Consider the following 18870-nt stretch of genomic DNA (forward strand, 5'->3'; position numbering starts at 1 on the left):
TGCCGTCATCCTATCTTGGTCATGTGATACCCCATACGGCGCAACTGTACCGCCATGCCAGCCAGATAGAGTTGGTGGAGACAGGCTATATAGGCGCGGAAAGCCTCGGCGCTGCCAGGAGTAAGCCCCTCATGGCGCAGCAGAGACAAGGCACGGTTGGCGCACTCGTTGACCAGCCGGCTCACAGCACCGTGGGCTTCGGCATCGAGACCGAGCACCTCGTCGAGGATATAGTCGTCGGTATGGTCGAAACCGCGCACGTCGCGCAAGGTATTATATATATGTGCATCGGCGTCGGCACGCTGCCAGTCAGTGTCCCACAGCTGCGCCATGGCCATGCCGACAAACATAATCCAACCCAGGGAAACGGTAGGATAGGCGTTGAACTCGCGGATGCCGTCGGGCATATAGTCCTCACCCACCTTGCGCCATGCCTCCTCTACATCGGGACACTCGGGCATGGGCACGTCTATCTCTTGTCTGCCTGCCAGATAGGTAAGCAGGTCTTCTCTCACTCTCTGTTCAAAATTCATATTCTCTATTATTGTTTCATTGTCAACTTAGTATGACGCCGTGCAGGCGATGCCCATGTTCTCGACCCTGCGACGTATGGCGTCGAGCTCGAGGGGCGTCGCCTTCTGCAGACAGGTGTCGGGCGTAGGGCGGTCTATGGTGTAAATCATCACCTCGGCGGGCTGGATGAGTCTTACCGCCTCCAGCCACGGCGCGACATAACGCTCGGCGGTATTGCCCACATCCTCGCCGTCGATAGAGCCATGCATGAACATGGTCTGGATGATGACGTGACCGTCGAAGAGGCGCAGCTGGTCGATAATGTCGGCGGCACGATAGGCGCGACTGGCGGGGCGGTTGACGAGGCGTATGTAGGCATCGTCGACCGTATCGAGTTTCTGGATATTGTTGTCTACCTTCATCAGCGCCTCACGCACCTCGGTACGATGCAGCTGCGTGGCGTTGCTCAGCACCGATATGCGCGCGTCGGGGCAATAGCGGTTGCGCAGGGCGATGGTGGCGTCGACGATTTCGGCGAAATGGGGATGGGCGGTGGGTTCGCCGTTGCCGGCAAAGGTAAGCACGTCGGGACGCGAGCCAACGTCTGCCATCGTCTGCAGCTGCCGCTCGAGCGCCGCCGTCACTTCGGCGACCGTCGGACGCGGTGTGCGGGTCTGTCGCTCATGGTTGTATCCACACTCACAGTAGATGCAGTCGAAGGTACAGTATTTGCCGTCGGCGGGCATGAGGTTGATGCCCACCGAGAGGCCCAGACGGCGACTGTGAACAGGGCCGTAAATGGGCGAATTATGTAGCTGTGTACTCATATCTTTAGCATTAACAGCTGCAAAGGTACTCGTATTTTCAGGCAATACGCGTTAATGGTGGTTAAAATGTCGTATATTCGCGTTTTTTTTTGTTTCTTTGCACCAAAATTGGCATATTATATCCACAAGGCAAATGGCTAAAAGACATACTAAATCGCGGAATCGTCAGGGACTGCAAGCCGTGACCCTCTGCATAAGCACCGCAATGGTGCTCGTTTTGTTAGGCTTGGTGATATTCTCAGTACTGGTGGCCCGCAACACCTCTGAATTTGTTAAGGAAAATCTGGTAGTGACCGTCATGTTCGAGCAAGACATGACCACCCCCGAAGGCAGCCAGCTCTGCGCCCGCCTGAAGACCCGCCCTTATATCAACCACCTCGACTTCATCAGCAAGGAGCGCGCGCTGAAAGAGCAGACCAAGGTGCTGGGCACCGACCCCACCGAGTTTACCAATGGTGAGAACCCCTATCTCCCCTCTGCCGACATCACGCTCAAGGCCGACTATGCCAACAACGACTCACTGCGCTGGATTGCCGCCGAGCTGAAGAAATATCCCAAGGTGAGCGACATCACCTACCAGAAAGACCTGGTGGAGAGCGTCAACCGCAATCTCGCCAAGGTAAGCATTGTGCTGCTGGTGATTGCCAGTCTGCTTACCTTTGTATCGTTCTCGCTCATCAGCAACACCGTGCGGCTGGGAGTCTATGCCCGCCGTTTCTCCATCCACACCATGAAGCTCGTGGGAGCCTCATGGGGTTTTATACGCCGCCCGTTCCTGGGCCAGGCTGCCCTCATCGGCGTCATCGCTGCCCTGATGGCCTGTGCCGTGCTGGGTAGCGGCATCTATGCCGTCTACTATTACGCCCCCGACATGATGGCCGTCATCACCTGGCAGGTCATCGCCATCACGGCTGCCACCGTGCTGCTCTTCGGCATCCTCATCACCGTCTTCAGCGCCACCATCTCGGTCAATAAGTTTCTGAAGATGAAGGCTGGCGACCTCTACAAGATATAAGAAGAAAACAACAACAATATGGAAAAGAGAAATTTTGCTTTTGATAAAGTCAACTTTATCCTCATGGCCATCAGTATGCTGATAGTCGTGCTGGGCTTTATCCTCATGTCGGGCCCCGGCTCTACGGAGACCCACTACAACGCTGACATCTTCAGCACCATGCGCATCAAGGTAGCCCCCGTGGTATGCTTTGTGGGCTTCATATCCATGATTTATGCCGTCATCCGCAAGCCCAAGGACGAGGCCGGAAGCGATGACACCAAGGAAACCGAGAACAAGAACGTCGCCGCAGCCAACGGTTGCGAGGACCACACCATAACCCAAGACAACAAACGATAACAATGAACTGGTTTGAAGCATTATGGTTGGGCATTATACAGGGCCTTACCGAATATCTGCCCGTCAGCAGTAGCGGACACCTCACTATTGCCTCAACCCTCTTTGGCATCGAGGCCGAGGAGAACCTGGCGTTCACCATCGCCGTACACGTGGCTACAATACTGAGTACCCTCGTCATTCTCTGGAAGGAGATTGCCTGGATATTCAAGGGACTCTTCCAATTCAAGGTCAACGACGAGACGCGCTATGTGTTCAACATCCTCATCTCGATGATTCCCGTGGGCATCGTGGGCCTGTTCTTCAAAGACTATGTGGAACAAATCTTCGGCTCAGGCCTCGCCATCGTAGGCTCGATGCTGCTCGTCACCGCGCTGCTGCTCACCTTCTCCTACTACGCCAAGCCCCGCCAGAAGGAGAACATCAGCCTCAAGGACGCCTTCATCATAGGTCTGGCCCAGGCCGTGGCTGTGATGCCAGGTCTGTCGCGCTCGGGCTCCACCATTGCCACAGGACTCATCCTGGGCAACAACAAGGCCAAGCTCGCCCAGTTCTCCTTCCTCATGGTCATCCCCCCCATTCTGGGCGAGGCTCTGCTCGACACCATGAAGATGGTGAAGTACGGTGCAGCCTCCGTGATGGGCGACATCTCGCTGGGCGTGTTGGCCGTAGGTTTCGTGGCTGCCTTCGTGTCGGGCTGCGTAGCCTGCAAGTGGATGATTAACATCGTAAAGCGTGGCAAGCTGATATACTTCGCCATCTACTGTGCCATCGCCGGTATCGTCACCCTCATCTGTTCATTCTGCTAAACCACAGACATGAACTTCAAGACAGGTGAGATATTTGCCATCGACAAGCCCTATGGCATTACCAGCTTCAAGGCGCTGGCCCACGTGCGCTACGTGCTGTCCCACACCCTCGGACATAGAGTCAAGATAGGCCACGCCGGCACCCTCGACCCGCTGGCTACCGGCGTGCTGATACTCTGCACCGGCAAGTGTACCAAGCAGATAGAGACACTGCAGGCCCATACCAAGGAGTATGAAGCCACGCTGCAGCTGGGCGCCACCACGCCGAGCTATGATATGGAGCACGAGGTCAACGAGACCTTTGCCACCGCCCACATCACCGAGGACGCCATACGCGAGGCGCTGCCCCAGTTTGTCGGCGACATCCAGCAGACCCCACCCACCTTCAGCGCCTGCAAGATAGACGGAAAGCGCGCCTACTCCATGCGACGCGAGGGGCAGGACGTGGTGCTCAAGCCCAAGAACATCCATATCGACAGCATCGAGATTACCCGTTTCGACCCCGACACCATGCAGCTCGACCTGCGCATCGTCTGCGGCAAGGGCACCTACATCCGTGCCTTGGCGCGCGACCTGGGCAGAGCTCTCGGCAGCGGAGCCTACCTTACCCAGCTGCGGCGTACGCGTGTGGGCGAATACGATATAGATAAATGTATAGAGTATGACCATTTCCAGGAATGGTTGGATAACCAAGAAATAGAAACAAGCAATGAAACTGTCACAGTTTAAGTTCAAATTGCCCGAGGAGCAGATTGCCCTCTACCCCCATAGCATCTATCACGACTTCGTCGATGATAATGGCAACAAGGTTACATCGCGCATCACCCGACGCGATGAGTGTAAGTTGATGGTACTGCACAGCAAATCGCAGACTATAGAACTCTATAAGAAGGATGCCGATGGCAATCCTATCGAAGGCGAGTACCTCGATTTCCGTAACGTGCTCGACTATTTCGATGAGGGCGATACCTTCGTCTTCAACGATACCAAGATTTTCCCTGCCCGCCTCTACGGTACCAAGGAGAAGACCGACGCCAAGATTGAGGTCTTCCTGCTGCGCGAGCTCAACCAGGAGATGCGGCTTTGGGATGTGCTGGTAGAGCCTGCCCGCAAGATACGTATCGGCAACAAGCTCTTCTTCGACGACTCGGGCACCATGGTAGCCGAGGTCATCGACAACACCACCAGCCGCGGACGCACCCTGCGGTTCCTCTACGACTGTCCCCACGAGGAGTTCAAGCGCGAGCTCTTCGCCCTGGGCGAAGCCCCACTGCCCCGCTACATCATAGACCGTCGCGACAACCACCACGGCACCGCCGAAGACCTGGAAGACTTCCAGTGCATCTTCGCCAAGAACGAGGGTGGCGTGACCGTGCCTGCCTCGGGCCTCCACTTCAGCCGCGAGCTGATGAAGCGCATGGAGATTAAGGGCATCGAGACCGCCTTTGTCACCCTGCACTGCGGACTGGGTGCCTTCCACGACATCGAGGTGGAAGACCTCACCAAGCACAAGATGGACTCAGAGCAGATGATTATCACCCGCGAGGCCTGCGACAGAGTCAACTCAGCCAAGGCTGCCGGCCACCATATCTGCGCCGTGGGCACCAGCGTGGTCAAAGCCACCGAGACCGCCGTGGGCACCGACGGACTGCTGAAGGAGTACGACGGATGGACCAACAAGTTCATCTTCCCTCCCTACGACTTCGGACTCGCCGACACGATGATCGCCAACTTCTACCACCCCTACTCCACCCTGCTGATGGAGACCGCCGCCTTTGGTGGCTACGACCTGGTGATGGAAGCCTACAACCTCGCCTTGAAACATGGATTTATGTTTGGATGCTATGGCGACGCCATGCTTATCATGAATGACTGATCACTGCGTATATCTGGCACTGGGCTCCAACATGGGCGACCGCCATGCCATCATGAGCCGTGCCATAGACGAAATAGGAAGACTGATTGGCGTCGTAGAGCGCCGGTCAGTCTTTTTGGAAACCGAGCCTTGGGGCTTTGACTCCCCCAACCGGTTCCTCAACGCCTGTGTGCGCTGCCGCACCACGCTCACACCCCGCGAGGTGCTCGCCACCACCCAGGACATAGAGCGGCAGTTGGGCCGCAAGAGCAAGTCGACCGACGGGCAGTATCACGACCGTCCCATCGACATCGACATACTCATCTACGACGACCTGCACATCGACGAGCCCGACCTGCACATTCCCCACCCGCTGATGCACGAGCGCGACTTCGTCATGAAACCTCTGCGCGAGATTATGGACTGACCCGTCCACGCCGCCCGAGCCAATCCCCGCGACCACACAGCAAAACGGAACGGGCACACAACAAGACAGGGCGGGCACCGAGCCAATCCCCGCGACCACGCAGCAAAACGAGGTGGACTCCCTGCAAACCTTCGCGACCACGCAGTACCCCACACGGCCAATCGCCGCCAGCACAAGCCCATAGCGAGTGCTGGCGGCGATTGTCGTTTAAGTGCCGAGTGGTGCAGAGCGCGAGTTTTTCATTATGGAGATGACCATAATCGGGAAAGCGGGGCATGAAATGACTGTTTCATGACTGGAAACGGAAATTTCATGGTTTGCAATAACTGTATCGCAACGCGCAATTAACTTTAAGGGATGCTCCGCAAGGGTGGGCGGCATCACGGACTGCGCGACCTTACCCAGGGACATAAAAAAAGAAAGATTGCGACTCTCATCACAATCTTCCTTCTCGTGTCGGGATTACTGGACTCGAACCAGCGACCTCGCGCCCCCCAGACGTGTGCGCTACCAACTGCGCTAAATCCCGAACTTGCGGGTGCAAAGGTACATACTTATTGCGAAATAACCAAACTTTCACTCTACTTTTTTCAAAAATTCCTCTATTTTTGATGTTTGTCTGTTGTTTTTATAGTCTCCACGGCGATAGAGGTACCTCCGGGCGGCGCCGAGGTACCCTCCACGGTTGCGAAGATAACCTCCAGCGACACGGCGATGATGAGCGCCGTCGCCCAATCCTAAAAATATCAAAAAAGATGGCCTTTATTTTGTATTGTCTCCATTTTGCATTAACTTTGTGTTATTATATATATAATAAGGTGGACGCCGGTGCCCCTGAGGTCATGCTCCGCCTTGCCAAACGGACAATGCAATATGAAACAGACATTCCTCTACATGCTGATGGCAGTGCTCACGCTCACCTTCGGCGCCTGCTCGAGTGACGACGGCCCACAGCAAGACCCCACACCCAAGGTAGACCTGGACGACGACCAAACCACCGCCGAGCTCAACGAGAGCTACACCTACAAGTTGCCCGTTATCTTCCACGTATTCTACAAGGACGAGGCCGAGATGAAACAGAAGGTCACCGCCTCTCGTCTCGCCGATATTCTCGACCACGTCAACCGCATCTACCAGGGCGGCTACTACAGCACCGATATCGGTACCAGTGAGAATATCAACATCCGTTTCAATCTCGCCACCCACGATGAACGCGGCAACCGCCTCGCCACCCCCGGCGTGGAATATGTCAAGTGGGACGGCACCTACCCCATCGACGCCAACGACTTCATGAACAACAACAAGAAGGGATATGCCCGCTATCTGTGGGAGCCCAACGACTATATCAATGTGATGGTCTATCCCTTTGCCCCCGAAGCCAACTCTGCCGAGGTCACCTTGGGCGTGAGCCATCTGCCCTTCACGCTGAAAGGCGTCAACGAGACCGACGGCCTCTCTGCGCTCGAGTCCAAGTATAACGACATCAGCAAGAAGAACCTCTCCTTTGCCTACTGTTCGTCCATCAACAGCGATTTCATCGACTACGAGGTAGACCGCTATACCAACGCGTCGCACAACATCACCTCGGGCACCCTCAACCAGGCCAAGTTTGACATCAATGTCACCCTTGCCCACGAGCTGGGCCACTATCTGGGTCTGCTCCACGCCTTCTCTGAGAAGGAAGATGCCAACGGCAATCTCCTCGAAGATGCCTGTGACGACACCGACTACTGCACCGACCCCCCATCATACAACCGCCCCGCCTACCTGCGTCGCGTCACCGCCCTGCTCAACAGCAGCCAGGTCCAGTCTATCTCCTTCAAGGAGCTCGCCGAACGCACCTCTTGCCGGGGCGACAAGTTCTTCTCTACCAACATCATGGACTACGCCTACACCTATGCCTTCGAGCTTACTGCCCAGCAGAAAGCCCGCATCCGCCGTGTGCTCTACAACAGTCCGCTCATCCCCGGCCCCAAGCAGCGTCTGCGCACCAAGAGCCGTGTGGCCACGGGCTCGGCAGACGATATGGGCGTGATAGACCTGCCCATCCGCGTGGTCAAGTAGGATAACAATGAAGATAATCGACAACATGCAATATACCATCCAGCCACCCCAACATATCAACACCACCATCACGCTGCCGGCTTCAAAGAGCGTCTGCAACAGGGCGCTCGTCATCCAGGCCCTTGCCGGCGGCAGTTCACTACCCGCCAACCTCTCCGACTGCGACGACACCCGCGTCATCGCCGCCGCCCTGCGCGATATGCCCGAGACCATCGACATCGGTGCTGCCGGCACCGCGATGCGCTTTCTCACCGCCTATCTCAGCGTGACCCACGGCTGCCACACGATTACCGGCACCGAGCGCATGCGCCACCGCCCCATCGGCGTGCTGGTCGATGCCCTGCGCCGTCTGGGCGCCGACATCAGCTATCTGGGCGACGAAGGCTATCCTCCCCTCGCCATCTGCGGCCGCGCCATCGAGGGCGGCAGCCTGTCGGTGCCCGGCAATGTCAGTTCGCAGTATATCTCTGCTCTGCTCATGATAGGCCCCGTGCTCCGCCGCGGCCTCGAGCTGCGTCTTGAGGGCGACATCGTGTCGCGCCCCTACATCGACCTGACGCTGTGGACCATGACCGAGTTTGGCGCCAAGGCCGAGTGGAGCGATGTAGACACCATCACGGTGGCGCCCGTGCCCTACCAGCCCGCCGACTATGCTGTGGAGAACGACTGGAGCGCCGCCTCCTACTGGTATGAGATGCTTGCCCTCTGCGACGACAACGAGCCCCGCGTGGTGCTGCCCGGCCTGATGGACGGTTCGCGCCAGGGCGACACCATCTGCCGCTACATCGGTTCGCTCATGGGAGTGAAGACCACCTTCGGCACCGGCGACGACGGCACCCCCCAAGTGGTGCTCAGCCACCAGCACCGCCGTCTGCCCCGATTGGACTACGACTTCGTCAGCTCGCCCGACCTTGTCCAGACCTTTGTCGTGGCCTGTGCCATGCGCGGCATCCCCTTCCACTTCACCGGTCTCGCCAGTCTGCGCATCAAGGAGACCGACCGCATCGAGGCACTGAAGTGCGAGTTGCGCAAGTTGGGCGTGGTGCTCACCGACCGCAACGACAGCGAACTGATATGGAACCTCGAGCGCTGCGAGCCCACGATGGAGCCCATCGACACCTATCAGGACCACCGCATGGCCATGGCCTTTGCCCCCGCAGCCCTGGCCCTGGGCAGCATCACCATCAACGACCCTGAAGTGGTGTCCAAGTCTTATCCCCACTACTGGGACGACCTGCGTCGTGCCGGTTTCCAGATTACCGAACGCCCATGATATATCTCGTTACCTCCCTCATAGTCCTGGGCATCGTGGCAGCCCTCCTCTCGCTGCGCCAGCACGACGGCGCCGAGGCTACCCCGCCAGCCGCGAGCTGCGGCACCTGCGACGGCACCAACACCAAGTGTGAGCAGGAGTGCATGATGGAAGCCGCCACCCGCAAGATAGAATACTACGACGACGAAGAGCTGGACCGCTACCGCGGCCGCCGCTCCGACGAGTATACCGACGACGAGGTACACGAGTTTGCCGACGTGCTCTACACCATGCGCCCCGACGAGGTGGCAGGGTGGAACCGCAGCCTCATCCTGCGCGGCATCAACCTCCCCGATGCCCTCAAAGACGAAGTAATCATGCTGATGGAAAGATGACATGGAACTGCTGACTTACACCTTCTTTCAGAACGCCATCATAGGCTCGCTCCTTGCCAGCATCCTCTGCGGCATCGTGGGCACCTATATCGTGACGCGGCGGCTGGTCTTCATCAGCGGCGGCATCACCCATGCCTCCTTTGGCGGCATCGGGCTGGGGGTGTATTTCGGTATCAATCCTGTAGTCTCTGCCATGGCCTTTGCCGTGGCCAGCGCCTTGGGCGTGCAGTGGCTGTCGCACCGCGGCGACGTGCGCGAAGACTCCACCATCGCCTTCTTCTGGACCCTGGGCATGAGCGTGGGCATCATCTGCTGCTTTCTTTCGCCCGAGTTCATGCCCGACCTCAACTCCTACCTCTTCGGCAGTCTGCTCACCATAGGCCATGGCGACCTGGTGCTGCTCGGCGGTCTCACGCTGATAGTGGCGGCACTCACGGTGATGTTCTTCCGCAGCATCGTGAGCGTGGCGTTCGACCCCATCTTCGCCCGCGCCCAGCAGTTGCCCGTCGACATGATAGAATATACGCTGATGGCGGTGATAGCCATGACCATCGTCGCCACCCTGCGTATGGTGGGCATCGTGCTTGCCATCAGTCTGCTCACCATCCCCCAGATGACCGCCAACATCTTCACCTACAGCTACAAGCGCATGATAGCGCTGAGCATCGTCATCGGCTGGATAGACTGCATGACGGGGCTGGCACTCTCCTACTGGCTCAACGTGCCCTCGGGAGCCACCATCATCTTTGTAGGCATCATCGTCTACGCCCTGGCGCGCACCGCCAAGACGCTGATGGGCCGCCGGCGACTGCGTGGCGCCATGACGCTGACAGCGGTGGCGGTGGTGGCACTCAGCTCGTGCTCTACGCAGAAGAACACCTCGTCGTCGAGGTTCTGGCATGCCTTCAACGCGCGCTACAACACCTACTACAACGGTGCGATGGCATACATAGACGGCGCGCTCGAAAAGGAAGAGGGCAACCGCGACAACTATACCGAACTGATACCCCTCTACACCGTCAGCAACAAGAACAGCAAGGAGCTGGGCAAGAGCAACTTTGAGCGTGCGGTGACCAAGGCCGAGAAAGCCATACACCAGCACAGCATCAAGCGTCGCCCCGTGTGGGACAAGCAGCGGCGCAAGACCGAGCGCGACATCGAGTGGCTCAGCCGTCGCGAGTATAACCCCTTCCTCTGGAAAGCCTGGATGCTCATGGGGCGCTCGCAGTTTCACATGGGCCAGTTTGACGAAGCCGCCTCTACCTTCTCCTACATGAGCCGCCTCTACGCCACCCAGCCCGCCATCTATGGCAAGGCCCGCGCCTGGCTTGCCAAGTGCTATGTGCAGGAGGGCTGGCTCTACGACGCCGAAGACGTGATACGCAACATGGCGCGCGACTCCATGGACTGGCGCGCCGTCAAGGAGTGGGACTACACCTATGCCGACTACTACATACACACGGCCGACTATCAACGCGCCATCCCCTATCTGCGCCGCGTGATACGCCACGAGATGCGCCGCAAGCAGCGAGCCCGCGAGTGGTATCTGCTGGGGCAGCTCTATGCCGCCGTGGGCAAGCCCGACTCTGCCTACCACGCCTTCCGCCGCGTGGTGCGCCTCAACCCGCCCTACCAGCTCGAGTTCAACGCCCGCATCGCCCAGACCGAGGTAATGGCCAAGGGCCAGTCGCGCCGCATGATAAGCCGTCTGCGCCGCATGGCTGCATCGGACAACAACAAGGAATATCTCGACCAGGTATACTATGCCATCGGCAACATCTATCTGGCCGACCGCGACACCGCCCACGCCATCGGCGCCTATGAGAAGGGTGCCAAGGAGTCGGTGCGCAACGGTATAGAGAAGGGCGTGCTGCTGCTGAGTCTGGGCAACCTCTACTGGCAGAAGGAGAAGTTTGGCGACGCCCGCCGCTGCTATGGCGAGGCGATAGGTCTTCTGGACCAGGACCGCCCCGACTACCGCCAGCTCTCTGACCGCTCCAAGATACTCGACGAACTGGTGCCCCACACCGACGCCGTGGAGCTGCAGGACTCGCTCCAGTCGCTCGCCCGCATGAGCGAGAAAGACCGCAACGCCGCCATAGACCGCGTCATCGACGCACTCAAGAAGAAGGAACGCGAAGAGCGTCGCGCCCAACAGGAAGCCGATGCCATGCAGCAGCAGAACGAAAACATGGACCGCGACGATATGGGCAACAACCGCAACAACACCCCGTCGAGGCCCAACAACACCGCCACGACAGGCAACGGCCAGTGGTACTTCTACAACCCCATCGCCGTGAGCCAGGGCAAGGCCACCTTCCAGAAGCTGTGGGGCAAGCGAGAGAATGTGGACAACTGGCAGCGCGTCAACAAGACCGTGGTGGCTGGCATGGGGCAGCAGAACGAGCTCACCGACGAGCAGCGCGACTCCATAGCCCGCGAGGAAGCGCTGCAAGACTCGCTGGCATCGACCACCGACAGTCTGCAGAACGACCCGCACAAGCGCGAGTACTACCTCGCCCAGATACCCTTCACTCCCGAGCAGGTGGAGCAGAGCAACGCCCTGATTATGGACGGCCTCTTCCATGCCGGCGTGATATTCAAGGACAAGCTCGACAACCTCAGGCTGAGCGAGAAATACCTGACGCGTCTGGCCAACCAGTATGAGAGCTACGCCAACATGGACGAGGTCTATTACCACCTCTTCCTGCTCTATATGCGCAGCCACCGCGGCGAGACGGCGCGCCACTATCTCGACCTGATGCGCCAGCACTATGCCGAGAGCCAGTGGACCACCATCCTCACCGACCCCTACTTTGAAGCCAACGCCCGCGAGGGCACCCATCTCGAAGACTCGCTCTACGCCGCCACCTACACCGCCTTCAAGGACGACAGGATGGACGACGTGATGCGCAATCTCAAGGTGTCGGAGCAGCGCTTCCCCATGGGCGACAACCGCGACAAGTTCCTCTTTGTGGGAGCGCTGGCCAAGCTCAACATGGGCCAGCCCGACAGTTGTCTGGCCGACCTCAAGCGCGTGGTAGAGCAATATCCGCAGAGCGAGATAAGCACGCTGGCGGGCATGATAATCAACGGCGTCAACGCGGGTCGCCAGCTGCGTGGCGGCAAGTTTGACGTCGGCGACGTGTGGAGCCGCCGCTCGGCTCTGCTCGACAGCGAGGGTGGAGACTCGATACCCACGTTTACCAACGAGCGCGACATCGACTTCAAGTTTGTCATCGTCTACCAGCCCGACTCCATCAATGCCAACCAACTGCTGTTTGAGCTGGCGCGCTATAACTTCACCAACTACCTGGTGCGCAACTTTGAGATAGGAGTCAACGACGCCCACGGGCTCTGCCACATGGAGGTGAGCGGTTTCCGCAACTACGATGAAGCCCTGCAGTATGCGCGGCAGCTCTACGCCCAGCACATTCTGCAACGCCATGCCGGACTGCGCACGATGATAATCAGCGAGGCCAACCTCGAGCTCATCGGCCATCCCTACAGCTACGACGACTATGGGCAGTACTACGACAAGCACTTCGTGCCGCTCAAGGTGAGCACCTTCCGTCTGCTGGCCGAGCCCGCCGAGATAGTGACCCGCCAGGGCGATGAGCCTTCGGTAGAGGATATCGACAATGCCCTGGGCGAGGGTATGATGATAGACGAGGGCGAGCAGAAGCCTCAGCAGCAGGGTGGTACCTACGTGCTGCCCGACGAGGGCAAGGAGGGCGCAGCCACCTCGGGCACCATCATCAGCGTGCCACAGACCGAGGAAACGACCAAGGCAGGCGGCACCATCGTCAGCGAGTCGCAGACCGAGGAAACGACCAAGGCAAACGGCACCATCGTCAGCGCGCCACAGACAGAGGAAGCGCCCAAGGCCAACGGCACCATCGTCGCGCTGCCCGAAGAGACTCAGAAGGCCAAGGCTGCCACGCCTGCCACAAAGACCGCCACCCCAGCCGTCAAGCCAGCGGCTACGACAGCCAAGCCGACGGCTCCTGCCACCAAGCCTGCGGCAAAGCCCGCTACGCCCAAACCCGTAAGCAAGACAGGCTTCTACTTCGGCGACAAAGTCACCAAGGCGCCTGCCGACACCACCAAGGCCAAGAAGCCCAAGGCTACGGCAAAGAAGAAAAAGTTTGACCTCGAAGACGAATACTACGACTTGGAGGGATTTTAACCCATTAACAGAGACAACAATTATGACAAACGGATTATTACTATGGGTCGATGACGAGATAGAACTGCTGCGTGCCCACATCTTGTTTCTTGAGAAGAAAGGCTACGAGGTAGTTACCGTAACCAATGGTACCGATGCCATAGAACAGTGTGCGCAGCGCACCTTCGACCTGGTGCTTCTCGACGAAATGATGCCTGGCCTCACCGGTCTCGAGACACTGCAACGCATCAAGGAAATCAACCCGGCGACTCCCGTGGTGATGGTGACCAAGAGCGAGGAAGAAGACATCATGGACCAGGCTATCGGCTCAAAGATAGCCGACTATCTCATCAAACCCGTCAACCCCCACCAGATACTCCTCACCCTCAAAAAGAACATACATCGGCGCGAGATAGAGACCGAGGTGACACAGAGCGGTTACCAGCAGAACTACCAGAACCTGATGATGCAGATTATGGACTGCCAGACGCTCGAAGACTGGCAGAACATCTACCGCAAGCTCACCCACTGGGAGCTGGAGCTGAGTAGCACCGACAGCAAGATGACCGAGATGCTGCAGATGCAGAAGGAGGAAGCCAACATAGGTTTTGCCAAGTATATACGCAAGAACTATCTGGACTGGGTGAAGCCCGGCAACAGCAACCGTCCGCTGATGAGCAACGACATCATGAGCCGTCGCATCTTCCCCATGCTCGACAGCGGCGAGAAGGTGTTTCTCGTGGTCATCGACAACTTCCGCTACGACCAGTGGCGCATGCTGGCTCAGGAAATCAGCGACCTCTTTGAGATAGACGAAGACATGTATACCAGCATCCTGCCCACAGCCACCCAGTATGCACGCAATGCCATCTTCAGCGGCCTCATGCCCACGCAGATAGCGCAGATGTTTCCCGAGTTGTGGGTCGATGAAGACGAGGAAGAGGGCAAGAACCTCAACGAGGCGCCGCTCATCCAGACCCAGATAGACCGCTACCGCCGCCACGACACCTTCAGCTATCACAAAATCAACGACAGCGCTGCGGCAGAGAAGTTCCTGGGGCGCCTCAACGAGTATACGGGCAACGACCTCAACGTGGTGGTAATCAACTTTATCGACATGCTCTCGCACGCCCGCACCGAGTCTAAGATGATACGCGAGCTGGCCAACGACGAGTCTGCCTACCGCAACCTCACCCTCGGGTGGTTCCGCCACTCGGTCATCGCCGACCTCTTCAAGGCACTCGCCACCACCGGATACCGCGTGGTGGTGACCACCGACCACGGCTCCATACGCTGCACCAACCCCATCAAGATAGTGGGCGACCGCAACACCAACACCAATCTGCGCTACAAGTTGGGCAAGAACCTCAGCTACAACGCCAAGGACGTATTTGTCATTCGCGACCCCAAGCAGGCCCAGCTGCCTATGCCCAATCTGAGCACCAGCTATGTGTTTGCCACCGGCGACAGCTTCTTCGCCTACCCCAACAACTACAATTACTACGTGTCTTATTACAAGAACACGTTCCAGCACGGCGGCATCTCGATGGAAGAGATGCTCATCCCCCTCATCACACTGAAACCCAAGAAAAGATAAAACGATATGACACAGATCAGAATAGAGTCGCTCGACGCCATACGCGCAGCGGCACAGCAGTTTGTCAACAGCATCGGCGAAGCCCGCGTCATCGCATTCTATGGCGGCATGGGCGCCGGCAAGACCACCTTCATCAAGGCATTGTGCCAGGAACTGGGCGTAGACGACGTCATCACCTCGCCCACCTTCGCCCTCGTCAATGAATACACCGACGGGCATGGCGACCCCATCTACCACTTTGACTTCTACCGCATCCGCCGCATCGAGGAAGTCTATGACATGGGCTACGAAGACTACTTCTACAGCGGCAACCTCTGTCTCCTGGAGTGGCCCGAACTGATAGAAGACATCCTGCCCGATGACACCGTGCGCGTAAAAATCAGCGTCGATGCCGACGGCAGCCGCCTGCTGGAGTTTTAGCTCCACCTTATTTATATATACAGCGAGCCGGATATGCGACAATCGTCAGCATACCCGGCTCGTTGTTTTCGGTCTGTACAGGCTGTTAATCCCCAATAAGCGCGTGGGATTAGAGCAGCGCCTTGAACTTCTCTTCTATTACTGCCTTCTTGGCTGCGCCCACGAAGCGGTCTACCAGTTCGCCACCCTTGAAGAAGAGGATGGTAGGTATATTGCGCACGCCATAGTCGGTAGCGATGTCATCGTATTCCTCGATGTCACACTTGCCCACCACAAGACGGCCGTCGTACTCTTCGGCCAACTCAGATACAATGGGAGCCAGCGCGCGGCAAGGTCCGCACCATGTAGCCCACAAATCCACTACCAATGGCAGTTCGCCATTCAGATAGTCCTTAAAATTCTCGTTAGTGATTGTTACTTCCATCTTGATTATTATAAATTCTTCTGCAAAGATAGTGCAAACCGAGCGCAATACAAAATAAATCATATTTATTTTTATTGCCGAGGTGCAGCCTATCTTCACGGTTATGCCGCAAAGTAACGCAAACCGAGCGCAATACAAAATAAATCATATTTATTTTTATTGCCGAGATGCAGCCTATCTTCACGGTTATGCCGTAAAGTAACGCAAACCGAGCGCAATACATAAGAAAGCATGCTTCTCTGTGGCGTTTCAGGTGTTGGGTGGCATCATTGCCTAACAAAAAGGAACGATTTCCGTCAGAAAAGTTTGACGCTTAGTTTTTTTACAGTATCTTTGCCATGATAAATAACTAAGCCTGTGTCTGCAGGCCTCCCCCAATCACCGCAGAGAACAACAAGAAAGCAATAATGGCGTTAGACACAGAAATAAAAGAATACGAGGCGGCAAGGCAGCAATACCAGACCTCGATTATCAATCAAATGAATAGAGAAGAGTACATCAAATATAACGAGGTGCTCTTTTCCACTCATTCGTGCGCCATTGAAGGCAACTCTTTCTCCGTAGATGACACCCGAGAGCTGAAGGAGAAAGGATTGGGAATGATTCCTGCGGGAAAGACGCTTTTCGAGGCATTCGAAATGCTTGACCACTTCGAGGCATTCGAGTATATGATGCAAAATACGCAGCATCCTATCGACGAAGAACTGCTCAAGGAAATCAACAAGCGAGTTACCCGTCACACGCTTTCTTATCACGCTCCCGAAGCCGTCGCGGGAGAATACACCACTACGGATATGACGGCTGGCGACACGGTCTTCGGCAACCATAAAGAACTCATCGCAAGAGTGCCAAAGCTATTGGAATCGACAGAGGAAGCCATCGTCGCCGCTAATGTACACCCCATGATACTTGCTGCCCGTTTCCATGGTTTCTACGAATATCTCCATCCGTTCCGCGATGGCAATGGAAGAACCGGGCGTCTGGTCAGCAACTACATACTGTTACGCATGGGGCATCCCCTCCTTATCATCCCGTCAGAAAATCGCAAGGAATACATTGCTGCGCTCCGCATGATTCGTACAGAAGCGACCGATGAACATCTCATTCGTTTCTTTTTCAAGATGGCGACACGGAGAATGGAAGAAGAATTGAAGCAGAAAGAAGCAAACACCAAACGCTTTACGACATTTCTCTTCTAAAGCAGCCTGAACGAAGACACGTTGAGGTTTCTACATTGACCGACAAGAAAAGAGTCGGAGTCGAAACCGAATAACATAAATGAAAAAAGCTACGGAAGATGGGTCCGGTTATGACAAATTATTATTACTTTTGTAGATACTATTAGAAATCAACAACTAAAAATAGAATCTATGAAGAAGACTATCGTAGCAATGGCAGCCATGCTCGTAGCAATGGGCATGAGCGCACAGCAGAACATCTCATTTCGTGAGGGCGACATCGTTTCGCCACAGGTAAACGACGACCACACCGTAACCTTCCGCGTGAAAGCGCCCAAGGCCAAGAGTGTGAAGATATTGGCTGACTGGGAGCAGAACAACGGCCAGGCTACAATGAAGAAAGGCAAGGATGGAGTATGGGAGTATACCACTCCACAGCTCGCATCCGAAATGTTCACCTATCGCTTTGACATCGACGGTGTGTTGGGCATCGACCCTGTAAATCCGTTTACGCGCCGCGATGTGGGCAACATATTCAGCATCTTCTATGTGGGTGGCGGCGCTGCCGACGAATATCTGGTAAAGGATGTGGACCATGGCCAGGTGCGCACGGTATGGTATCACTCCAACACGGCCAACGCCGACCGCCGTATGAATGTGTATCTGCCTGCCGGATATGGCAAGACCGACAAGAAATATCCTGTATTCTATCTTCTCCATGGCAGTGGTGGCGACGAGACTGCATGGCTCGACTTGGGCCACATGGCGCGCATCATGGACAACCTCATTGCCGAAGGAAAGTGTGTGCCGATGATTGTCGTCATGCCCAACGGCAACTTCGGCAAGCAGGCCGCTGCCGGCGAGACGGCAGAGAATCTCGCGTTCAGACCCGTATCGACCCACCTCTTGCCACACTACAAGGACGGACTCTTCGAACTGGCGTTCCCTGAAATCGTAAACTATGTCGATGCCACATTCAACACCATCCCCGACAAGGCACATCGCGCCATTGCCGGACTGTCAATGGGTGGAATGCACACGCTTATGATTACAGCCAACTATCCCGACATGTTCAATTACATCGGCCTCTACTCCGCCGGCGTCGACTTCTCTCATCTTAATATGGAAGAGGTTCCAGCCTATGCCAACCTCGATGCCAAGCTCACCAAGCTGGCACAAGGCAACCCCAAACTCTACTGGATTGCATGCGGCAACGAAGACTGGCTGTTGCCAGCGAACAAGCGGCTCATGGAGCGCATGGACAAAGACGGACTGAAGTACACATTCCACGAGAGTCCGCGCGGCCACCTCTGGTGCAACTGGCGCCAGTACTCGCTCCTGTTCATCCCCCAGCTGTTCAAGTAAAGCATAACGACATCCCCCAGAGAACCATAAAGATACAGCCAGCAATGGCTGTATCTTTGTTTTTTTATTATTGCTGTCCGCTAAACTTGATGGACCAGAAAAAGACTGGGCAAAAATGGTTCAGGAGGCTATGCCACCCGGATCCAAAGTCTGTCTGATTAGAGAGGAGCTTACTTTTTGAAAAAACAAGCCCGGAGTCCCAGATTGGAGGACTTCGGGCGGAGT

The 18870-nt window shown here is 56.6% G+C and carries 16 protein-coding genes, 1 tRNA gene and 1 pseudogene; 14 read left to right on the top strand and 4 right to left on the bottom strand.

Features of this window, described 5'->3' with window-relative positions:
- Window positions 1-5: 5 nt before the first annotated feature.
- Together CIK95_RS11355 and CIK95_RS11360 are read right to left on the bottom strand one after the other, a co-directional pair.
- Complete coding sequence (locus tag CIK95_RS11355) at window positions 6-533, bottom strand: hypothetical protein (RefSeq protein ID WP_022311738.1); 528 nt, start codon at window positions 531-533, stop codon at window positions 6-8.
- 27 nt (window positions 534-560) lie between these two features.
- Complete coding sequence (locus CIK95_RS11360) at window positions 561-1340, bottom strand: radical SAM protein (RefSeq protein WP_094467039.1); 780 nt, start codon at window positions 1338-1340, stop codon at window positions 561-563.
- Window positions 1341-1473: 133 nt separating this feature from the next.
- On the opposite strand from CIK95_RS11360, the gene CIK95_RS11365 reads away from it, so the two are divergent.
- The 6 genes and pseudogenes from CIK95_RS11365 (at window position 1474) to folK (ending at window position 5782) form a co-directional block, all read left to right on the top strand.
- Window positions 1474-2355, top strand: coding sequence for an ABC transporter permease (locus tag CIK95_RS11365; protein ID WP_022311740.1), 882 nt, complete (start codon window positions 1474-1476; stop codon window positions 2353-2355).
- A gap of 18 nt (window positions 2356-2373) precedes the next feature.
- Window positions 2374-2598: pseudogene (locus tag CIK95_RS11370) on the top strand (DUF3098 domain-containing protein); the annotation flags it as partial.
- A gap of 98 nt (window positions 2599-2696) precedes the next feature.
- A complete protein-coding gene (locus CIK95_RS11375; protein WP_094467040.1) occupies window positions 2697-3500 on the top strand; it encodes an undecaprenyl-diphosphate phosphatase in 804 nt (267 codons plus the stop codon).
- 9 nt (window positions 3501-3509) lie between these two features.
- Window positions 3510-4229, top strand: a complete 720-nt coding sequence (gene truB, locus CIK95_RS11380) for a tRNA pseudouridine(55) synthase TruB (protein WP_094421082.1) — start codon at window positions 3510-3512, stop codon at window positions 4227-4229.
- Entirely contained in the window at window positions 4210-5376 is a 1167-nt protein-coding gene (gene queA / locus CIK95_RS11385) for a tRNA preQ1(34) S-adenosylmethionine ribosyltransferase-isomerase QueA (RefSeq protein WP_094421080.1), read from the top strand. Before truB ends, queA begins: the two co-directional genes overlap by 20 nt.
- Entirely contained in the window at window positions 5369-5782 is a 414-nt protein-coding gene (folK, locus tag CIK95_RS11390) for a 2-amino-4-hydroxy-6-hydroxymethyldihydropteridine diphosphokinase (RefSeq protein ID WP_094421078.1), read from the top strand. The genes queA and folK overlap by 8 nt, the downstream gene beginning before the upstream one ends.
- Window positions 5783-6238: 456 nt before the next feature.
- Here the strand turns inward: folK and CIK95_RS11395 are convergent.
- Window positions 6239-6311: transfer RNA gene (locus tag CIK95_RS11395), tRNA-Pro, on the bottom strand.
- Window positions 6312-6655: 344 nt separating this feature from the next.
- On the opposite strand from CIK95_RS11395, the gene CIK95_RS11400 reads away from it, so the two are divergent.
- Genes CIK95_RS11400 through tsaE form a run of 6 tightly spaced genes read left to right on the top strand, consistent with a single transcriptional unit; the run spans window position 6656 to window position 15678 of the window.
- Window positions 6656-7846: a zinc-dependent metalloproteinase lipoprotein gene (locus CIK95_RS11400; RefSeq protein ID WP_094467041.1), complete on the top strand. Its 1191-nt coding sequence runs from the start codon at window positions 6656-6658 to the stop codon at window positions 7844-7846.
- Window positions 7847-7871: 25 nt separating this feature from the next.
- Window positions 7872-9119 (top strand): 3-phosphoshikimate 1-carboxyvinyltransferase, encoded by a 1248-nt coding sequence (locus CIK95_RS11405; protein WP_094467058.1) that lies wholly within the window; start codon window positions 7872-7874, stop codon window positions 9117-9119.
- Window positions 9116-9493: a hypothetical protein gene (locus tag CIK95_RS11410; protein ID WP_094467042.1), complete on the top strand. Its 378-nt coding sequence runs from the start codon at window positions 9116-9118 to the stop codon at window positions 9491-9493. The genes CIK95_RS11405 and CIK95_RS11410 overlap by 4 nt, the downstream gene beginning before the upstream one ends.
- A 1-nt stretch (window position 9494) precedes the next feature.
- A complete protein-coding gene (locus CIK95_RS11415; protein WP_094467043.1) occupies window positions 9495-13682 on the top strand; it encodes a metal ABC transporter permease in 4188 nt (1395 codons plus the stop codon).
- A 22-nt stretch (window positions 13683-13704) separates the two neighbouring features.
- On the top strand, window positions 13705-15258 hold the full coding sequence (locus CIK95_RS11420; protein ID WP_094467044.1) for a bifunctional response regulator/alkaline phosphatase family protein: 1554 nt from the start codon (window positions 13705-13707) through the stop codon (window positions 15256-15258).
- A 6-nt stretch (window positions 15259-15264) separates the two neighbouring features.
- Window positions 15265-15678 (top strand): tRNA (adenosine(37)-N6)-threonylcarbamoyltransferase complex ATPase subunit type 1 TsaE, encoded by a 414-nt coding sequence (gene tsaE, locus CIK95_RS11425; protein ID WP_022311753.1) that lies wholly within the window; start codon window positions 15265-15267, stop codon window positions 15676-15678.
- Window positions 15679-15787: 109 nt separating this feature from the next.
- Here tsaE and trxA read toward each other — a convergent pair whose 3' ends face one another.
- Complete coding sequence (gene trxA / locus CIK95_RS11430) at window positions 15788-16102, bottom strand: thioredoxin (protein ID WP_094384765.1); 315 nt, start codon at window positions 16100-16102, stop codon at window positions 15788-15790.
- Window positions 16103-16509: 407 nt separating this feature from the next.
- Here trxA and CIK95_RS11435 point away from each other — a divergent pair, with 407 nt between their 5' ends.
- The gene (locus CIK95_RS11435; RefSeq protein ID WP_094421071.1) at window positions 16510-17301 is read left to right on the top strand and encodes a Fic family protein; all 792 of its coding nucleotides are present in this window, start codon (window positions 16510-16512) and stop codon (window positions 17299-17301) included.
- Between the two features lie 171 nt (window positions 17302-17472).
- Window positions 17473-18645, top strand: coding sequence for an esterase (locus tag CIK95_RS11440; protein ID WP_094389147.1), 1173 nt, complete (start codon window positions 17473-17475; stop codon window positions 18643-18645).
- Window positions 18646-18870 lie beyond the last annotated feature (225 nt).

It is taken from the genome of Prevotella sp. P5-108 (assembly GCF_002251385.1).
Classification (GTDB): domain Bacteria; phylum Bacteroidota; class Bacteroidia; order Bacteroidales; family Bacteroidaceae; genus Prevotella.